This is a genomic window from Kibdelosporangium aridum (genome assembly GCF_900176515.1).
GTDB classification, from domain to species: Bacteria; Actinomycetota; Actinomycetes; order Mycobacteriales; family Pseudonocardiaceae; genus Kibdelosporangium; species Kibdelosporangium aridum.
The window spans coordinates 91,713-107,187 of the sequence record NZ_FWXV01000017.1 but is presented as its reverse complement, the minus strand read 5'-3'; the positions used below and the strand labels follow the sequence as shown (position 1 = coordinate 107,187).

Sequence of the window (15,475 nt, the reverse complement as noted above, 5' to 3'; positions counted from 1 at the left end):
CCAGCGCCACGTTGGGGGCTTTCCATCACCCCTGGTGGTGAACATTTCTGTACAGTTGTGAACAGAAATGTTCACCGGGAGGGATGACCATGCTGTCGTTCAGTGATGTCCGGGGTATCGCCACCACGCTGGCCACCAGGGCGGGGAGCAAGCTGCTCGCCGAGGCAGGCGACCTCGTCGCGGCCACCGACTCCAAGCGGTATCACCACAACCCCTATCCAGTCCTCGAACGGATGCGCGCCAAAGGCCCTGTCTACAAAGGGCTTTCCGGGATATACGCACTGACCTCGCACTCCGACTGCTCACAGGCCCTCAAGCACCCGCAGATGAAGGTCAGGCCGCTGCCTGGCAAGCGCGACATGTTCATGACGCAGACCAACGCGTTGGAGGGCTCGTTCGTCCTGATGGACGCGCCGGACCACACCAGGCTGCGCCGGGTCACCGCACCGGCTTTCCGGCCGAAGATGATGCGGCAGCTGCGCGGCAAGATCGAGGCGACCACGCACCGGCTGCTCGACCAGCTCGGCAGCGAGTTCGACATGATGACCGACTTCGCCGGGCCGCTGCCGATCACGGTGATCAGCGATCTGCTCGGCATTCCCGACGCGGACACCGCCAGGTTCGCGCGATACGGCATGGTCATCGCCGAGGCGTTGGACGGCTTGTCCACCCCGGCGAAGGTGCGTGAGTACAACGCCGCCTACGCCGACATCGAGCAGTTGTTCACGCGGCTCATGGCGGAACGCCGGACAGACCCTGGCGACGACGTGATCAGCGTGCTCGTCACCGCCGAGGCCGAGGAGAAGGTGACCACCGACGAGCTCATGACCACGTGCATGTTGCTGCTGCTCGCCGGGTTCGAGACGACCGTGAACATGATCGGCAACGCGACCGTGCTGTTCAGCGAGCACCCCGACCAGTGGGATCTACTGAAGGCACAACCTGATCTCGCGCCGGACGCGGTAGAGGAAGTGCTGCGGTACGAGTCCCCGGTTCCGGTGCTGACGCGGTTCGCGCACGAGCGGGTCGAGCTCGGTGGCGGGGTCCTGCCAGCGGGCGTGGCTGTGCTGTTCATGATCGGCGCGGCCAACCGTGATCCGGCAGTTTTCCCTGAACCACACCGGTTCGACATCACCAGGACGCGAACCGTCGAGCATCTGGCGTTCGGTGGCGGCGTGCACTACTGCCTCGGTGCTCCACTGTCTCGTTTGGAGGGTGAGATCGCGTTCCGGGCGATGGCCGAGCGATTCGCCACGATCAAGCTCACCGGTGAACCGGTGCGCAGGCTGTCGTCCACCATTCGCGGGTTCAGCACCATTCCCGTTCGAGTCTGAGACCTTGTCCACCGATCGGTGGACAACCAGATTCAGTCCAGCAGTCGTTCCGCCGTGCGCTCACCGCGACGAGCATTGTCGGCATGACAGCGGTACAAGTGCGGGGCCTGCGTAAGGCGTACCCGAAGATCCAGGCTGTCGCCGGGATCGACCTGCAAATCGAACGCGGCGAGGTGTTCGCGTTACTCGGCCCCAACGGGGCAGGCAAGACCACGACCGTGGAAATCCTTGAGGGGCACCGGAAACGGGACGCCGGCACGGTGTCCGTGCTCGGCCAGGACCCGGGCACGGCCGGGCGGGAATGGCGAGCACGGCTGGGCATCGTGTTGCAGACCGCGACCGATGCCGCGGAACTGTCGGTGCGCGAGACGATCCGGCACTTCGCGGGGTACTACCCGCGGCCACGGCAGCCCGAAGAGGTCATGGAACTGTGTGGCCTCAAGGAAAAGGCGAACGCGCGGGTGAAGAGCCTGTCTGGTGGGCAGCGCAGGCGGCTGGATGTCGCGCTGGGCATCATCGGCACGCCTGAACTGCTTTTCCTCGACGAACCGACGACTGGCTTCGACCCGGAGGCACGCAGGCAGTTCTGGAGACTGATCCAGAAGCTCGCCGCCGACGGCACGACCATCGTGCTGACCACGCACTACCTCGACGAGGCCGAGTCGCTGGCGGACCGGGTCGCGGTGATCGCCAAGGGAGAGATCGTCGCCGAGGGTGCGCCGGGTGAGCTCGGCGGGCGCTCGAAGCGGGAGGCGACGGTCCGCTGGGTCGACCAGAACGGCGAGCAGGCGGTACAGACCGCGACACCGACCAAGGTGATCGGCGAGCTCTCCCGTGGGGGTGGAGAGCTCGCCGGGCTCACCGTCACCCGGCCGACCCTCGAAGACATCTACCTCGACCTGGTCGGAGGCGCCCGATGACCACCCTGCACCTGCCTTCGCCGGTCACGATCGGCGTGGCCCGTGGCCTGACCGAGCTGAAACTCTTCTTCCGCAGCAAGGAACAGGCGATCTTCACGTTCGCCTTTCCCGCCGGGATCCTCGCCGTGCTCGGCTCGGTGTTCAGCCAGACGTACACCGACACCGGGGTCGAATCCAGCCATGTGCTCACCGCGAGCATGGTCGGTGCGGGCATCATCGCGACGTCGTTCGTGAACCTGAGCATCAGCGTCGCGGTCGACCGGGAGGACGGCACACTGCTGCGGTTGCGCGGCACGCCGATGCCCGCGGTGTCCTACTTCCTCGGCAAGATCATCCTGGTGCTGGTGGCCAGCCTCGCCGAGGCCGTGCTGGTGATCGGGGTCGGCGTGCTGATGTTCGGGATGCCGCTGCCGACCGACCCGGCGAAGTGGCTGACGTTCGCGTGGGTGTTCGTGCTCGCCGTGGTGAGCTGCTCGCTGATCGGCATCTTCACCGCGTCGCTGGCGAAGTCCTCGCAGAGCGCCGCCGCGGTGTCGAACCTGCCGTACGTGGGGCTGCAGTTCATCTCCGGCGTTTACATGAACCCGATCACCTGGCTACCCGCGGGTATGGTCACGGTGGCGTCGTTCTTCCCGATCAAGTGGGCGGCACAAGGCTTCCGGTCAGTGTTCCTGCCGGACAGCATGACGAAGTACGAGATGGCGGGGTCATGGGAACTGGGCAAGACCTCACTGGTCCTTGGCGCATGGTGCGTGGCCGGGCTCGTGCTGTGTCTGATGACGTTCCGGTGGAGCAACAAGAGCCGGTGATCGAGGCCGCCGACCGCTACTTCTGGTTGTGGGACGCGTTCTTCGCGGTCGTCTACGCCTTGGTCGTCCTCTTGGTGCTGTTCGTTGCCGAGGAGGCGACCACGGCGGAACGCTGGGGCTCGATCGCACTGCTCACCGCGATCGCGGCAGGTTACGCCTTCTTCGGCAGGCGGCACATCGCCGCCGAACGATTCGGCTGGCGGCTCAACACGTTCGTGGCCGTGCTGTTCTGCTGCCTCGCCGGGTCGGCGTTCCTTGTCCCGATGACCCAGTACGCCTTCTTCGGCGTGATCCCGATGCTGTTCATGAGCCTGCGGCTGGCTGTGGCGATCATGGTCGTCGCGGTCTCGATCGTGGTGACGACGCTGTTCGCCTCCGCGGGCGACCCGAACGCGAACTGGCTCACCACCGGGGCGGCGATCGGGATCAGCGTGATCTTCTCGGTGATGATCGGTGTGTGGATCGACAAGGTGATCCAGCAGAGCACCGACCGGGGCGAGCTGATCAAGCAGCTGGAAGCCAGCCAGGCGGAGGTGTCCCGGCTGTCGCACGAAGCGGGCGTCGCAGGCGAACGGGAACGGCTGGCAGGCGAGATCCACGACACCCTCGCGCAGGGCTTCACCAGCATCATCACCCTGGTGCAGGCGGCGGAATCGGAACTCGGCCGCGACGAACCCCAAGTGCGCAGGCATTTGGCGCTCGCGCTGCGGACCGCACGGGAGAACCTGGCCGAGTCCCGTGCTCTGGTCGCGGCTCTCGCCCCGGCCGAGCTGACCGAGAGTTCGGTTCTCGACGCGATCCGGCGGCAGGCGGCCAAGCTGACCGAGGAGACCGGCATCGCGGTCGACGTCGACGTGCAGGGTGAGCGACGGCAGTTGGCCACCGGGATCGACGTGGTGCTGCTGCGGACGGTGCAGGAGTCACTGTCCAATGTGCGCAAGCACGCGGATGCGAGAACCGTCGAGATCGTGCTGTCCTATCAGGAGAATTCGGTGGTTCTGCTGGTCACGGACGACGGCAGGGGTTTCGACCCGTCCGCGCCGACCAGCGGGTTCGGGTTACGCGGCATGCGGTCGCGGATCGACCAGGTCGGCGGCTCGCTGTCGGTGACCAGCTTGCCCGGCTCGGGCACCACCGTCGAACTGGAGGTCTGCACGTGATCAAGGTGCTGCTTGTCGACGACCATCCCGTTGTGCGGGAAGGGTTGCGTGGCATGCTCGACGCCGAACCGGACCTGACCGTCGTCGGCGAGGCCGGTTCCGGCGAGGAAGCGGTCGCGCTTGCGGCGGCTCACCGGCCCGACGTCATCCTGATGGACTTGCGGATGCCTGGTCTGGACGGCGCCGGTGCCACCGAGAAGATCATGTCGTCCAACAGCGGCAGCCGGGTCATCGTGCTCACCACGTACGAAACCGACGCGGACATCCTGCGTGCTGTCGAGGCGGGCGCGACCGGGTACCTGTTGAAGGACGCTTCCCGCGCCGAACTGGCTGGAGCGATCCGGGCGGCGACACGCGGTGAGACCGTTCTGGCGCCTTCGGTGGCCGGACGGTTGATGCGGCGGATGCGTCAACCCGCCCAGCAATCCTTGACTGCCAGGGAGATCCAGGTTCTTCGGTTGGTCGCGAAAGGACAGACAAATGCTGAGATCGGCGCGTCGCTGCACATCAGCGAGACCACCGTGAAGACGCATCTGTTGCGCGTGTTCAACAAGCTTGGCGTCTCGGACCGGACTGCGGCCGTCACCACGGCCATGGAACAAGGCGTGCTGTGAAAGAAAATGGGCCCGCTCGATCGCGGGCCCATTTCCGACGAATCAGCCGAGCTGCTCGACGACCCACTCGATGGCGTTGGTCAGGATGGTGATGTCGTCCGGCTCGATCGCCGGGAACATCGCCACCCGCAGCTGGTTGCGGCCGAGCTTGCGGTACGGCTCGACGTCGACAATCCCGTTGGCGCGCAACGCCTTCGCGACCGCAGCCGCGTCCACGTCCTCGGCGAAGTCGATCGTGCCGACGACCTGAGAGCGGTGCGCCGGGTCGGCCACGTACGGCGTGGTGTACGCGGTCTTCTCGGCCCACTGGTACAGGCGCGTGGACGAGTCGGCGGTGCGGGCGGTCGACCAGGCCAGGCCACCGTTGCCGTTGATCCACTCGATCTGGTCGGCCAGCAGGAACAGCGTGGCCACCGACGGCGTGTTGTACGTCTGGTCCTTCACCGAGTTGTCCAAAGCCGTTGGCAGCGAAAGGAACTCGGGCACCCAGCGGCCGCTGGCGGCGATCGACGAGACCCGCTCGAGAGCCGCGGGGGACATCAGCGCGATCCACAGGCCGCCGTCGGAGGCGAAGTTCTTCTGCGGCGCGAAGTAGTAGACGTCAGCGTCCTCGATGTTGACCGGCAGGCCGCCGGCGGCGCTGGTGGCGTCGACCGCGATCAGCGCGTCACCGGAACCCGCCGGACGGACGACCGGCATGACCACACCGGTCGAGGTCTCGTTCTGCGCCCACGCGACCAGGTCAGCACCCTCGGAGTACGTGATCTCCGGCGCGGTGCCCGGCTCGGCCTTGATCACGATCGAGTCGGACAGGAACGGCGCTTCGTTGGTGACCTTGGCGAACTTCGAGGAGAACTCACCGTTGGTGAAGTGCTGGGCCTTGTCGTTCACCAGGCCGAACGCGGCAGCGTCCCAGAACGCGGTCGTACCGCCATTGCCGAGCACGACCTCGTAGCCCTCGGGCAGTGAGAACAGCTCACGCAGGCCCGCACGGACCCGGCCGACCAGGGACTTGACCGGCTTCTGACGGTGCGAGGTACCCATGTAGGCCGCGCCCTCGGACGCGAGACGCGCCAACTGCTCCGGCCGGACCTTGGACGGGCCGCAGCCAAAGCGGCCGTCGGACGGCTTGAGCTCACCGGGCAACTGCAGAGTGGTCGGGTCAACGGTCTGCGTCATGGCGCCTCTTCGGGGGATCTCATCTGGATCGAAATGAACTGCGGCGGTACCGGCGCCGTTGCCGGGAGGTAACCAGTTTGTCATGTGGCCTAGCGGCGCGTACCCCAGCCGTGAGGGTCGACACCTCCGGGGATCGGACCAGCGGGTTCGTACGGACGGCGGGTGAAGATGAACGTGGCCAGGTCCAGGTGGGAGACCTCGCCGTGCTCGTCGCGCACGACCTTGAGCGTTTCCCCAGCGTAATAGGCGTCCAGGCCGGTCCACGTGCCGTCACCGGCCGGCCGGAACCGCGACGCGCGGCCGGCGCCCTGGATCGGCACCAGCTCAAGCCACGCGTGGTCAAGCAGGCGCAACTGGTACATGGCCGGACCCCAATACCAGGCGCCGGTGAGGTCCAGCAGGTCCTTGTTGACCGTCGTCGCTGGCGCCCACTCGGTCGGCAGCTCCGGCTCCATGTCGTCCGCGATCTTCATCAGGTCATAGGAAAGACCGACGATGCCGACCCCGGCCGTCGCGTTGGTCAGCACCAACGAGCCGGTCCCGCTGGCCGCGTCGGTGAGCGCGCACGCCAGGAAGCCGGGCATCGACCCGGTGTGCCCGGCCATCCGCCGCCCGGAGTCCCGCGCGAGCTGCAGGCCAAGACCGAACCCGGCCGTCCAGTGATCGCCGTCGTCCACCATCACGGGCGCGCGCATCTCGGCCATGGTGTCGGGGTGCAGCACGTCGCCGGTGTCCCCGGCGATCAGCCGCAACCAGCGCGACAGGTCGTTGAGCGTCGACCACAGCTGGCCAGCGGGTGCCATCGCGCCCGCGTCCGGTGTGGGTTCGGGCAGCAGCACGTCGGCGTGGGGATGAACCGCCCAGCCCAGTGCGTGCGGTGCCACCGGGTGCGGGGTTGTCCGCGTCATCTCCAGCGGCGCGAGCAGCTCCTGGTTGACCGCGTCCAACCAGCTCATCCCCCGGTGCCGCGACACGAGTTCGCCCAGCGCGCCGTAACCGACGTTGGAGTAGTGCAGCTTGCTGCCCGCACGCAGCACCAAGGCCTCAGGCCCGAGGCTCGCCTGCAGCGCCGCCCAGTCCCCGCCGGGCGCACGCTCCCAGAAGACCCCCGGCGACTCGGAGGTCACGCCGCCCGTGTGCGACAGCAGCTGCGCGAGCGTCCGCTCACCCATGACAGTGCCCGGCACGTGCTTGTCCAGTGGATCGTTCAGGTCCAGCTTGCCTTCGTCCCGCAGGCGCATGACCAGGACGGCGGTGAACGTCTTGGTGATCGACCCGATCCGGTACTGCGTGTCCGGCCCCGGCACCTCGCCGTCGACCCGGCCACGCGCGCCGGACCACACGAGTCCACCCTCCCGCACCACTGCCGCGACCAGGGACGGTGCCCGGCAAGTTGCCTGCTCGTGCGCGACGCGGCGGAGGAGGGCCAGCTCAGTTGAAGGCAGCATGCGGTGATTCTCGCGTGTCATTCTGGGAGCGCGCCCTCGCCCAGGGCATCAACGACGTCTATGGGCGAAAATGTCCAGGTGAAGTGGACTCGCGCGTTCCAGCACCTCGAAACATTGGCGACGGCGTGCGACGAGATGCGCGGCCTGCCGTTGCCGGTCACCCAGCTGTGGGTGTTCGGCCAGTTCCTGGAGTCTCCGGCCGATTTGGACTCGGTGCACGTGGCGCTGGCCGTGGACCTGCCTGAGGTGCCTTGGCTGTCGGCACCGGCGGGCGCATCACACTGGGCCAACGCGACCCGGATGGCTCGCAACCCGTTCACACCGGTGTGGCGGTCGGCCCGGGCACCGATCTGGAACCACTTCGTCGTCCGGCCCGCGCTGGTCTGGGACGCCTCGGAGGGCGTGTTGTCCGACGCGCTCACGGCAATCCGCGACGAGAAGGCAGACCGGGTTCGGATCGCCGCGCCTGGCACGGAGGAGTTGCGGGCGCGGCTCGACGATGAGCTCGCGATCAGCCTTGCCGCCATGCGGTCCCGGGTCTCGGCTTACTCGGAGAAGCGCTGGAGCCCAGGCAAACTGGAGCCCGTCGCCGACGATCTTCATGCGGTGACCAGTGGCTACCTCGACATCCTCGACGCTAGGCGTTGATCGGGCGGCGTTTCTGGTGTGAATTCACCGCTGCTCGCAGGGCTGCGCCCGCGCCTTCGACGATCGGTTCGCCGTGGCCGAAGCACACCGTTTCCACATCCAGGTCCGCCAGCCGCCGGAAGCCGTCGAGCATCAGGTCTTCGTCCTGGTTGAACACGCCGAGCAGCACTCCGCCCTCGTTCGCGACGGTGTCCCCGGTGAACAGGGTCTTGTGCTCGGGCAGGTAGATCGCGATGCTGCCGGGCGTGTGGCCGGGCACGTGCAGGATCTGCGCTCCGCCGCCGAAGTCGAGCACTTCCCCGCCGGACAGCTCGACGTCCACTGTGGATGGTGGGACGTCCATGCCCGGGATGCCCAGTGCCTGGATTTGTTCCCAGATCGGCTTGTCGAACTCGGTCAGGACCGGCGGTGCCTGGCGCGCCTCGCCGCGCACCACAGCCGCGTCGGCCGCATGAACGTGCACCGGGGCGCCGTGCCACGCGCGGATGTCGGCCGCTGAGCCGTAGTGGTCTTCGTGGGCGTGGGTGATGAGGATCCGGCGGATCGCCGAGGTGTCCCGCTGGAGGTGGTACCGGAGGGCGTCGTGAATGTCCTCGGCCGAACCCGGGATGCCGGTGTCGATCAGCGTGAACTCGCTGCCGTCCTGCCAGAGGTACGCCTGCCCGAATTTCAGCTGCACCTGGTACAAAAACGGCCGCAGAGCCATGATCCCCATGCCACAACGCTAGGCAGGATCATGGCCCGCGGCCAGTTTTTTCGCCGTCAGCGGACTACGCCAACGCCGACGTCGGTGGCAGGCGGGCGGCCCGCATCGCCGGGTAGGCACCGGCGATCGCACCGACCACGGCCGAAATCCCGACTCCGCCGATCAATGCCAACGGCGGCAACACCGCAGGCCAGTTCTGGCTCAACGCATAACCCGCCGTCACGCCGATACCGATGACCACGCCGACGATTCCGCCGAGGCCGGACAAAAGCACTGACTCGGCCAGGAATTGACCACGGATCTGCCTTCTGGTCGCGCCAAGCGCCCGGCGCAGACCGATTTCCCGGCGTCGTTCCAGCACCGAGATCACCATGGTGTTGGCGACACCCACTCCGCCGACCAGCAACGCGACTCCACCCAACGCCAGGAACAACGCGCTGTACGACTCGTCCACGAGTTTCTGCGCGGCCAACGCATCCGACGGCAGTGAGACCTGGACCTCGTTGGGGCGCTCAGGGTTCACCGTCGCGGCAAGCACACTGCGGACGTTCTCGACCTGTGCGTCCTGCGCACGGGTGTAGAGCGTGGTGGGGTGGCCGTCGAAGCCGAGCTTGTCCTTGGCCACGTCCCAGCCCACCAGCACCGACCGTTCGATCTCCGGTGCCAGGGGCATCGCGTTGAGGATGCCGACCACGGTGAACCACTGCCCGGCGATCCACACCTGCGGTGGTGCCGCCGGGTCGAGGTGGTCGATGCCAAGGCGGGTCGCCGCGACCGATCCCAGTACGACTGCGGGGAACTTGGCCGATGCCGCGTCGATGAACTTCCCGCTGTGCATCGTTCCGTTCAGCACACCGATCAGGTCGGGTTTTGCCGCGAGCACCGCGAGCCCGGATGTGTCATCGGACGGGATCTGGTCGTTGCGGCGCACCGTCGCCTTGATGTTCCCGGTTGCCGACGCTCCCGTCACCGGGCCGATCCGGCGCGCCATCCCGACCGAGCTCTCCGGCAGTTTCGCCGGATCACCGAACAACGTCTGGCCTGGTTTGGCCACGAGCAGGTTCGGCCCGAGTGCGGCGATCTGGTCGGCAAGCGCCTTGTTGCTGGACGCCGGAATGCTGACCACCGCGATCATCGCGGCAACCCCGATCGCGATTCCCAGTGCTGACAACACCGCTCGCAACGGACGGGTCAGCATGCCGTGGGCGCCAAGGCGAAGCATGTCCTTCGACCCGAGCCGACGCGGGGACGGCAGCGGATCAGCCTCCGGCGGACGATCAAGCAGAGCGGTCATGCGGCGGCTCCCGTGTCGAGGCGCAGCACGCCGTCCCGCATCTCGACCCGCCGTGGCATGGCAGCCGCGATGTCGTTGTCATGCGTGATGACCACGATCGTCGTGCCCGCCGCGTTCAGCTGGTACAGCAACGACAGGATCCCGGAACCGGTTGTGCTGTCGAGGTTCCCGGTCGGCTCGTCGGCCAGCACGATGGCTGGCCGGTTCACCACCGCACGCGCGATCGCGACACGCTGCCTTTCACCGCCGGACATCTCGCTCGGCAGATGCCACGCGCGGCCACCGAGACCGACCTGTTCCAGCGCACCCAACGCGATCTGCCGTCTGCGCCGAGCCGAAACTCCCGCGTACAGCAGGCCAGTCGCCACATTGTCCACTGCGGACAACCCTTCGGTCAGGAAGAACTGCTGGAACACGAACCCGATCCAGCGCGACCGCAAGGCGGAGAGCCGGCGGTCGTTCAACCTGGCGACATCGTGCCCGCGGATCTCGACCCGGCCGGACGTCGGAATGTCCAAAGTGCCCATCAAGTGCAGCAATGTGGACTTCCCCGACCCCGACGGGCCGACGATCGCCAGCAGCTCACCCTGCGACACCGACAATGACACATCACGAAGTGCTTGCACACCACCGGGATACGTCTTCGCCGCGTTGCGGACAGCGAGCACCGGGGTCACGATGTGGTCACCACCTGCATGCCCTCGCGCACGTCCGGACCACTCACCTCGACCTTGCCGTCGGCGAACAGACCCGTCTGCACCGGAACAAGACGCCGCGACGAACCTTCCACGACCTCCAGCGCGTAACCGCCTTCAGCCAACGCCAGCAACGCACCGACCGGCACGGCCAGCACACCGTTGTGGCTCTGCACGGTGAATCGGACGTCCACCGAGCTCGCGTCGGGCGCGGTGATCGCGGCCGGGTCATCCAGCGTGATGGACACGTCGAACTTGGTGTCCTGGTCCTGCCCCGGCATCCCTTGGTTGTTGTCCGGTGCGGCCAACGTGACCTGCTGGACGGTGCCCGTGGTCTGCTTGCCGCCGACGCTCACCGTGACCTTCGCGCCCACCTTGGCGCTGTCGCGCTGCTCGGCCTTGATCTTGACGGTCACGCCACGGTTCACCCCGGTGTACTTCAGCACGTCGGTGGTTGCTTGGCTGCCAAGGGAAGCGACGAGCGTGCTGACCCGGAACGGCCCTGGCGCGATCACCACATCGCCGACCGCGACGGTGCCGTTCTGGTCCAGCTTCAGCTGCTTCTGCCACTTCTTGATCGCAGTGGCTGTCGCGTCGGTGAACTTCTCGTCCGGTGTGCCGAACCCGCCGAACCCCAGTGCTTTCAGGTTCTCCTCGATCAGCTTGACGTCCGGGCCGTTGGTCACGCCCGGGCCGACCGGCCGGTACATCGGGATGGTGCCGTAGAACAACGGGACAGGCTTTGCGTCCACTGTGTACACCGACTTGCCCCGGTCGAACTGGTCGCCGATCGCGGGCAGCCCGGTGATCGTGCCCGGTTTCCGGCCAGGCAGGGCGGTTTCGATGCCGTAACCGAGCTTTCCGCTCTCGGACTTCTTGTCCGCGAGGTCGGTCTTGACCACCTCCGCGGTCTCGACCTTCGCGGGTCCTTGCGGTGCCGCGACGGCCGATCCCGAACCGACCCTGGTCAGCACGACCGCGGTGCCGACCCCGAGCGCGACGACGGTGGCCGTTCCGGTGATCATCCAGCGAGTACGGCGTCGTTTACGCAGTCGCCGTGGTCCTTCGTCGGTCACTTGCCGCCTCCGGCTGCCGGCACGCCCATCATCTCCATGCCGCATTCCTTGAAGGCCTTGTCGAGCTTCTCCTTGTCGCCACTGAGGTCGATGGAGATGCCGGCCTGCCCGCCGTTCGGGTCCGGGTCGGGCCAGTCGAACCCGTGCTCACGCATGCACTTGGCCCTCTGGCGGGCCTTGTCCAGGTCCTCGGGCGAAAGCGGCTTCGGCTTGCCACCGTTGGGCAGAAGCTTGTTGCACGCCTCCCCCGCCTTGTTCATCTTCTCCTCGTCACCCGCCTCCACCCGGGTCGCGGCCATGCTTCCGTCGGGGCCTGGGTCGGGCATGTCGACGCCGTGGTCACGCATGCACTTCGCGAACTCACGCATCCGGTCCTCGTCGGTCTTGCCGTCGTTCTTGTTCTCGCTGTTCTGGGCGTTTCCGCCCTTGCCGTCCCCGAGCGAAGCGACCTTGTCACCGCCGGAGTCGCTGCCGCACGCCGTCGCCAGGACGAACAACGAGGCCACGGCGGCGAGGCGCCACCTGGATCCCATGTGATCTCCCTTTCTCGTCTGGCGGGTCTGGCCCCCGACAGCCCGGACCCGCTGGTCACGATTTCTAGAGACCGACCGGTTCGAGCGCGTTAAGCGAAAGCGCTTATCTCGCGCTTAACCCCAGTTCAGGGACACTGTCCACATGCGCGTTCTGGTCGTCGAGGATGAACGACTGCTCGCCGACACCCTGGCCGAGGGATTGCGGCGGCTTTCCATGGCAGTGGACGTCGTCTACGACGGTGACGCCGCCCTTGAACGCGTCCATGTGCACAGCTACGACGTCGTGGTGCTGGACCGCGACCTGCCGAAAGTGCACGGTGACGACGTCTGCCGGTCGCTCATCAGCGCGGGAGGCGAGGCCAAGGTGCTGATGCTGACCGCCGCGGGTGACGTGACCGATCGCGTGGCCGGCCTGCGCCTGGGCGCCGACGACTACCTCACCAAACCGTTCGCCTTCGACGAGCTGGTCGCCCGGGTGCAAGCGCTTGCGCGGCGGGCCCGGCCCGCGTTGCCGCCCGTGCTCGAACGGTCCGGTGTGGTCCTGGATCTGCCGCGGCACCAGGCGTCTCGTGACGGCAAACACCTCTCGCTGTCACCCAAGGAGTTCGCGGTGCTCGAGGTGCTGATGCGCGCGGAAGGTGCCGTGGTCAGCGCCGAGGATCTACTGGAGAAAGCATGGGACGAGCACACCGATCCGTTCACCAACGCCGTCCGGGTGGCGGTGATGACCTTGCGGCGCAAACTGGGTGATCCGCCGGTGATCGACACGCTGCCAGGCGCCGGGTACCGGCTGTCATGAAGCGCTGGTCGGTACGCACCCGCCTGACGGTCATCTACGGCTTCGTCTTCATGGCCGTCGGCGTGGTGCTCGTGGTGATCAACTACCTGCTGCTGGTGGGCGTTCTGCCCCAGCCAGCCTCGTTCGTCGCGGCGATGCCGACCACGTCGGACATCTACCCGGACAGCGGCGGCGTCTCTCTGCAGCGCACGCAGACCCTCGACACCGTCGCGGACTACCGGGCGTCGACGATCCAGACGATGTTGATGACTTCGGGCATCGCACTGCTGGTCGCGGGCGGGGTCGCGGCGCTGGCGTCCTGGTACATCGCGGGCCGCGTGCTGCGGCCGGTGCACACGATCACGGCCACCGCCCGCAGGCTCGGTGCGGAGAGCCTGAACCGGCGCATCCACCTCGACGGCCCGGACGACGAGCTGAAAGAGCTGGCCAACACCTTCGACGGGATGCTCGACCGGCTCGCGTCGGCCTTCGACAGCCAGACGCACTTCGTCGCGAACGCCTCACACGAACTGCGCACGCCGCTGGCCGTGCAGCGAACACTCGTCGAAGTCGCCATGGCGGACCCGAAAGCCTCGCCTGACCTGCGCAAACTCGGCGAGCACCTGCTCATCACGAACGAGCGCAGCGAACGGCTGATCGAGGGTCTGCTGGTGCTCGCGCGCAGCGACCGCGGCCTGCGCGGCCGCGTCCCCGTCCGGCTGGACGAGGTCGCGCAGACCGTGCTGGTCGGCTCGATCGGCCTGGCCGACCAGCACAACGTGACGATCAAGAAGCGAATCCGGCCGCGGACTGTGGCCGGTGATCCCGTGCTGCTCGAGCGGCTGATCACCAACCTCGTGCACAACGCGATCCGCTACAACGAGCCCGGCGGTTGCGTTTCGGTCGAAGTGGGCGATTCGCCCGCGGTGCGCGTGGTCAACTCCGGGCCCGTGGTGCCGGTGGAGGCGCTGCCCGGGTTGTTCGAGCCCTTCCGCAGGCTGGAGCGCACGGCCACGTCCGGCGGCTCGGGATTGGGGCTGTCGATCGTGCGATCCGTGGTCAAGGCCCACGACGGGTCGATCGGGGTGGCCGCTCGACCGTCCGGCGGACTGGATCTGCGGGTCGACCTGCCGCCCGCGTACGCCACGGCCACGCCCAACAGGATGATCCCGGCGAGTACGTAGATGTCGCTGACGGCTTGTTGCCAGATCCCGTCGCTCCACCCGCCTTGCTCGAACTGCCAGATCGGCGAGTAGACCGCGACACCCGCGGCCAGCACCACCGCCGCGGCCATGCCGATGCGACGCTCAGTGATCGCGACCCAGCCGAACACCACCAGCACCGGCACGAGCCAAACCCAGTGGTGCACCCAGGAAATCGGCGACACGAGCAAACCGCACAACGCCGTTACGGCCAGTCCGACTGGCACGCTGGTACGCCGTATTACGAACACTGTCAAGGCAATGATCACCGCGGCGGGCAGAACCCACCAGAAATCAACGGACAACCGGGCGAACGCGCCGCGAAGTGACTGGTTGCCAACGTAATCCGGACCGCCAATTCGTTCCCCGTTGAACAACAACACGGTCCAGTACGTGACCGAACTGCCGGGCAGTACCACGAAAGCCACGGCAGTCGCGGCGAGGAAAGTCACACCCGCGCGCATGGCCGCCCGATAGTCCTTGCGCACCAGGAAGAACAGGAGGAAGACGGCAGGCGTGAGCTTGATCGCCGCGGCCAGGCCGATCAGCGCACCGCGAAAACGCTTGTTGGGCAGCAAGCAGTCGGCGGCCACGAGTGCCATCAGCACCATGTTGATCTGGCCGTAACCGAGCGTCGACCGGACGGGATCCATGCCCGCGGCGAGCAACTGCACGCCGATCGCGACGAAGGCGGGCAGGACAAGGCCCTTTTCCCGGCCACGCAAGGTCACCAGGAAGACGAACACGACCGCGGGCAGCAGCACGATGGAGATCACGGTGAGGACAAGGAAACCCGCCCACGCGGACACCAAAGTCGCGGGCAGGAACGTGAGGATGGCGAACGGCGGATAGGTGAACGGCAAATGTATGCCGCGGCGTGTCGGCGGCAACACACCGTAAGGATCACCGCCCTGCAGCCATGTCAATGCGCCAAGCCGGTAGATCTCGAAATCCATGCCGTCCAACACCTTCAGCCAGCTGATCAGCCCTACGACGGCCAGCTCGGCTGCGATGATCAGGACAAGCGTTCTCCCCCGCACCGTGTGTTTCCTCCGTTCTGCCTAACCAAAGTACTGGCT

Annotated in this window: 15 protein-coding genes and 1 pseudogene; 8 read left to right on the top strand and 8 right to left on the bottom strand. The window is 67.0% G+C overall.

From position 1 onward, the window contains the following. The first annotated feature begins 89 nt into the window (after nucleotides 1–89). The 5 genes from B9C43_RS51270 to B9C43_RS51250 all read left to right on the top strand — a co-directional run bounded on the left by B9C43_RS51270 (nucleotide 90) and on the right by B9C43_RS51250 (nucleotide 4,837). Nucleotides 90–1,334 (top strand): cytochrome P450, encoded by a 1,245-nt coding sequence (locus B9C43_RS51270; protein WP_160097333.1) that lies wholly within the window; start codon nucleotides 90–92, stop codon nucleotides 1,332–1,334. An 83-nt stretch (nucleotides 1,335–1,417) separates the two neighbouring features. Continuing rightward, nucleotides 1,418–2,254: an ABC transporter ATP-binding protein gene (locus B9C43_RS51265; protein WP_084434511.1), complete on the top strand. Its 837-nt coding sequence runs from the start codon at nucleotides 1,418–1,420 to the stop codon at nucleotides 2,252–2,254. Then, nucleotides 2,251–3,063 (top strand): ABC transporter permease, encoded by an 813-nt coding sequence (locus B9C43_RS51260; RefSeq protein ID WP_084434510.1) that lies wholly within the window; start codon nucleotides 2,251–2,253, stop codon nucleotides 3,061–3,063. The genes B9C43_RS51265 and B9C43_RS51260 overlap by 4 nt, the downstream gene beginning before the upstream one ends. After that, nucleotides 3,042–4,223, top strand: coding sequence for a sensor histidine kinase (locus B9C43_RS51255; RefSeq protein WP_235039324.1), 1,182 nt, complete (start codon nucleotides 3,042–3,044; stop codon nucleotides 4,221–4,223). Before B9C43_RS51260 ends, B9C43_RS51255 begins: the two co-directional genes overlap by 22 nt. Next, complete coding sequence (locus B9C43_RS51250; protein WP_033384879.1) at nucleotides 4,220–4,837, top strand: response regulator; 618 nt, start codon at nucleotides 4,220–4,222, stop codon at nucleotides 4,835–4,837. Before B9C43_RS51255 ends, B9C43_RS51250 begins: the two co-directional genes overlap by 4 nt. A gap of 42 nt (nucleotides 4,838–4,879) precedes the next feature. On the opposite strand, the gene serC is transcribed toward B9C43_RS51250, so the two are convergent. Both serC and B9C43_RS51240 read right to left on the bottom strand, forming a co-directional pair. Continuing rightward, on the bottom strand, nucleotides 4,880–6,016 hold the full coding sequence (serC, locus tag B9C43_RS51245) for a phosphoserine transaminase (RefSeq protein ID WP_033384882.1): 1,137 nt from the start codon (nucleotides 6,014–6,016) through the stop codon (nucleotides 4,880–4,882). Nucleotides 6,017–6,105: 89 nt separating this feature from the next. Continuing rightward, nucleotides 6,106–7,464, bottom strand: coding sequence for a serine hydrolase domain-containing protein (locus B9C43_RS51240; RefSeq protein ID WP_084434509.1), 1,359 nt, complete (start codon nucleotides 7,462–7,464; stop codon nucleotides 6,106–6,108). Nucleotides 7,465–7,542: 78 nt separating this feature from the next. Here B9C43_RS51240 and B9C43_RS51235 point away from each other — a divergent pair, with 78 nt between their 5' ends. Beyond that, nucleotides 7,543–8,112: a DUF7711 family protein gene (locus B9C43_RS51235; RefSeq protein ID WP_143447196.1), complete on the top strand. Its 570-nt coding sequence runs from the start codon at nucleotides 7,543–7,545 to the stop codon at nucleotides 8,110–8,112. On the opposite strand, the gene B9C43_RS51230 is transcribed toward B9C43_RS51235, so the two are convergent. Genes B9C43_RS51230 through B9C43_RS51210 form a run of 5 tightly spaced genes read right to left on the bottom strand, consistent with a single transcriptional unit; the run spans nucleotide 8,102 to nucleotide 12,416 of the window. After that, nucleotides 8,102–8,827 (bottom strand): MBL fold metallo-hydrolase, encoded by a 726-nt coding sequence (locus tag B9C43_RS51230; RefSeq protein ID WP_084434507.1) that lies wholly within the window; start codon nucleotides 8,825–8,827, stop codon nucleotides 8,102–8,104. The genes B9C43_RS51235 and B9C43_RS51230 overlap by 11 nt on opposite strands. Nucleotides 8,828–8,882: 55 nt before the next feature. Further along, nucleotides 8,883–10,112: an ABC transporter permease gene (locus tag B9C43_RS51225; RefSeq protein WP_084434506.1), complete on the bottom strand. Its 1,230-nt coding sequence runs from the start codon at nucleotides 10,110–10,112 to the stop codon at nucleotides 8,883–8,885. After that, nucleotides 10,109–10,789, bottom strand: a complete 681-nt coding sequence (locus B9C43_RS51220; RefSeq protein ID WP_084434505.1) for an ABC transporter ATP-binding protein — start codon at nucleotides 10,787–10,789, stop codon at nucleotides 10,109–10,111. Before B9C43_RS51220 ends, B9C43_RS51225 begins: the two co-directional genes overlap by 4 nt. Next, nucleotides 10,786–11,883, bottom strand: a complete 1,098-nt coding sequence (locus tag B9C43_RS51215; protein ID WP_033384890.1) for a peptidoglycan-binding protein — start codon at nucleotides 11,881–11,883, stop codon at nucleotides 10,786–10,788. Before B9C43_RS51215 ends, B9C43_RS51220 begins: the two co-directional genes overlap by 4 nt. Next, nucleotides 11,880–12,416 carry a hypothetical protein gene (locus tag B9C43_RS51210; RefSeq protein WP_033384891.1) on the bottom strand — a complete coding sequence of 179 codons (537 nt, stop codon included), beginning with the start codon at nucleotides 12,414–12,416 and terminating at the stop codon, nucleotides 11,880–11,882. Before B9C43_RS51210 ends, B9C43_RS51215 begins: the two co-directional genes overlap by 4 nt. A 142-nt stretch (nucleotides 12,417–12,558) precedes the next feature. Between B9C43_RS51210 and B9C43_RS51205 the strand changes: the two genes are divergently transcribed. Both B9C43_RS51205 and B9C43_RS51200 read left to right on the top strand, forming a co-directional pair. Further along, nucleotides 12,559–13,215, top strand: coding sequence for a response regulator transcription factor (locus B9C43_RS51205; RefSeq protein ID WP_033384893.1), 657 nt, complete (start codon nucleotides 12,559–12,561; stop codon nucleotides 13,213–13,215). Then, nucleotides 13,212–14,378 carry a sensor histidine kinase gene (locus B9C43_RS51200; RefSeq protein ID WP_033384895.1) on the top strand — a complete coding sequence of 389 codons (1,167 nt, stop codon included), beginning with the start codon at nucleotides 13,212–13,214 and terminating at the stop codon, nucleotides 14,376–14,378. The genes B9C43_RS51205 and B9C43_RS51200 overlap by 4 nt, the downstream gene beginning before the upstream one ends. 206 nt (nucleotides 14,379–14,584) lie before the next feature. Here B9C43_RS51200 and B9C43_RS59210 read toward each other — a convergent pair. Continuing rightward, a pseudogene (locus B9C43_RS59210) lies at nucleotides 14,585–15,352 on the bottom strand (glycosyltransferase 87 family protein); the annotation flags it as partial. Nucleotides 15,353–15,475 lie beyond the last annotated feature (123 nt).

What these genes read in the sequence shown, in the direction of transcription:
- B9C43_RS51270 (WP_160097333.1), top strand. Translation starts at nt 90, where the DNA reads ATGCTGTCGTTCAGTGATGTCCGGGGTATCGCCACCACGCTGGCCACC.
- B9C43_RS51265 (WP_084434511.1), top strand. Translation starts at nt 1,418, where the DNA reads ATGACAGCGGTACAAGTGCGGGGCCTGCGTAAGGCGTACCCGAAGATC.
- B9C43_RS51260 (WP_084434510.1), top strand. Translation starts at nt 2,251, where the DNA reads ATGACCACCCTGCACCTGCCTTCGCCGGTCACGATCGGCGTGGCCCGT.
- serC (WP_033384882.1), bottom strand. Translation starts at nt 6,016, where the DNA reads ATGACGCAGACCGTTGACCCGACCACTCTGCAGTTGCCCGGTGAGCTC.
- B9C43_RS51240 (WP_084434509.1), bottom strand. Translation starts at nt 7,464, where the DNA reads ATGCTGCCTTCAACTGAGCTGGCCCTCCTCCGCCGCGTCGCGCACGAG.
- B9C43_RS51230 (WP_084434507.1), bottom strand. Translation starts at nt 8,827, where the DNA reads ATGGGGATCATGGCTCTGCGGCCGTTTTTGTACCAGGTGCAGCTGAAA.
- B9C43_RS51225 (WP_084434506.1), bottom strand. Translation starts at nt 10,112, where the DNA reads ATGACCGCTCTGCTTGATCGTCCGCCGGAGGCTGATCCGCTGCCGTCC.
- B9C43_RS51210 (WP_033384891.1), bottom strand. Translation starts at nt 12,416, where the DNA reads ATGGGATCCAGGTGGCGCCTCGCCGCCGTGGCCTCGTTGTTCGTCCTG.
- B9C43_RS51205 (WP_033384893.1), top strand. Translation starts at nt 12,559, where the DNA reads ATGCGCGTTCTGGTCGTCGAGGATGAACGACTGCTCGCCGACACCCTG.
- B9C43_RS51200 (WP_033384895.1), top strand. Translation starts at nt 13,212, where the DNA reads ATGAAGCGCTGGTCGGTACGCACCCGCCTGACGGTCATCTACGGCTTC.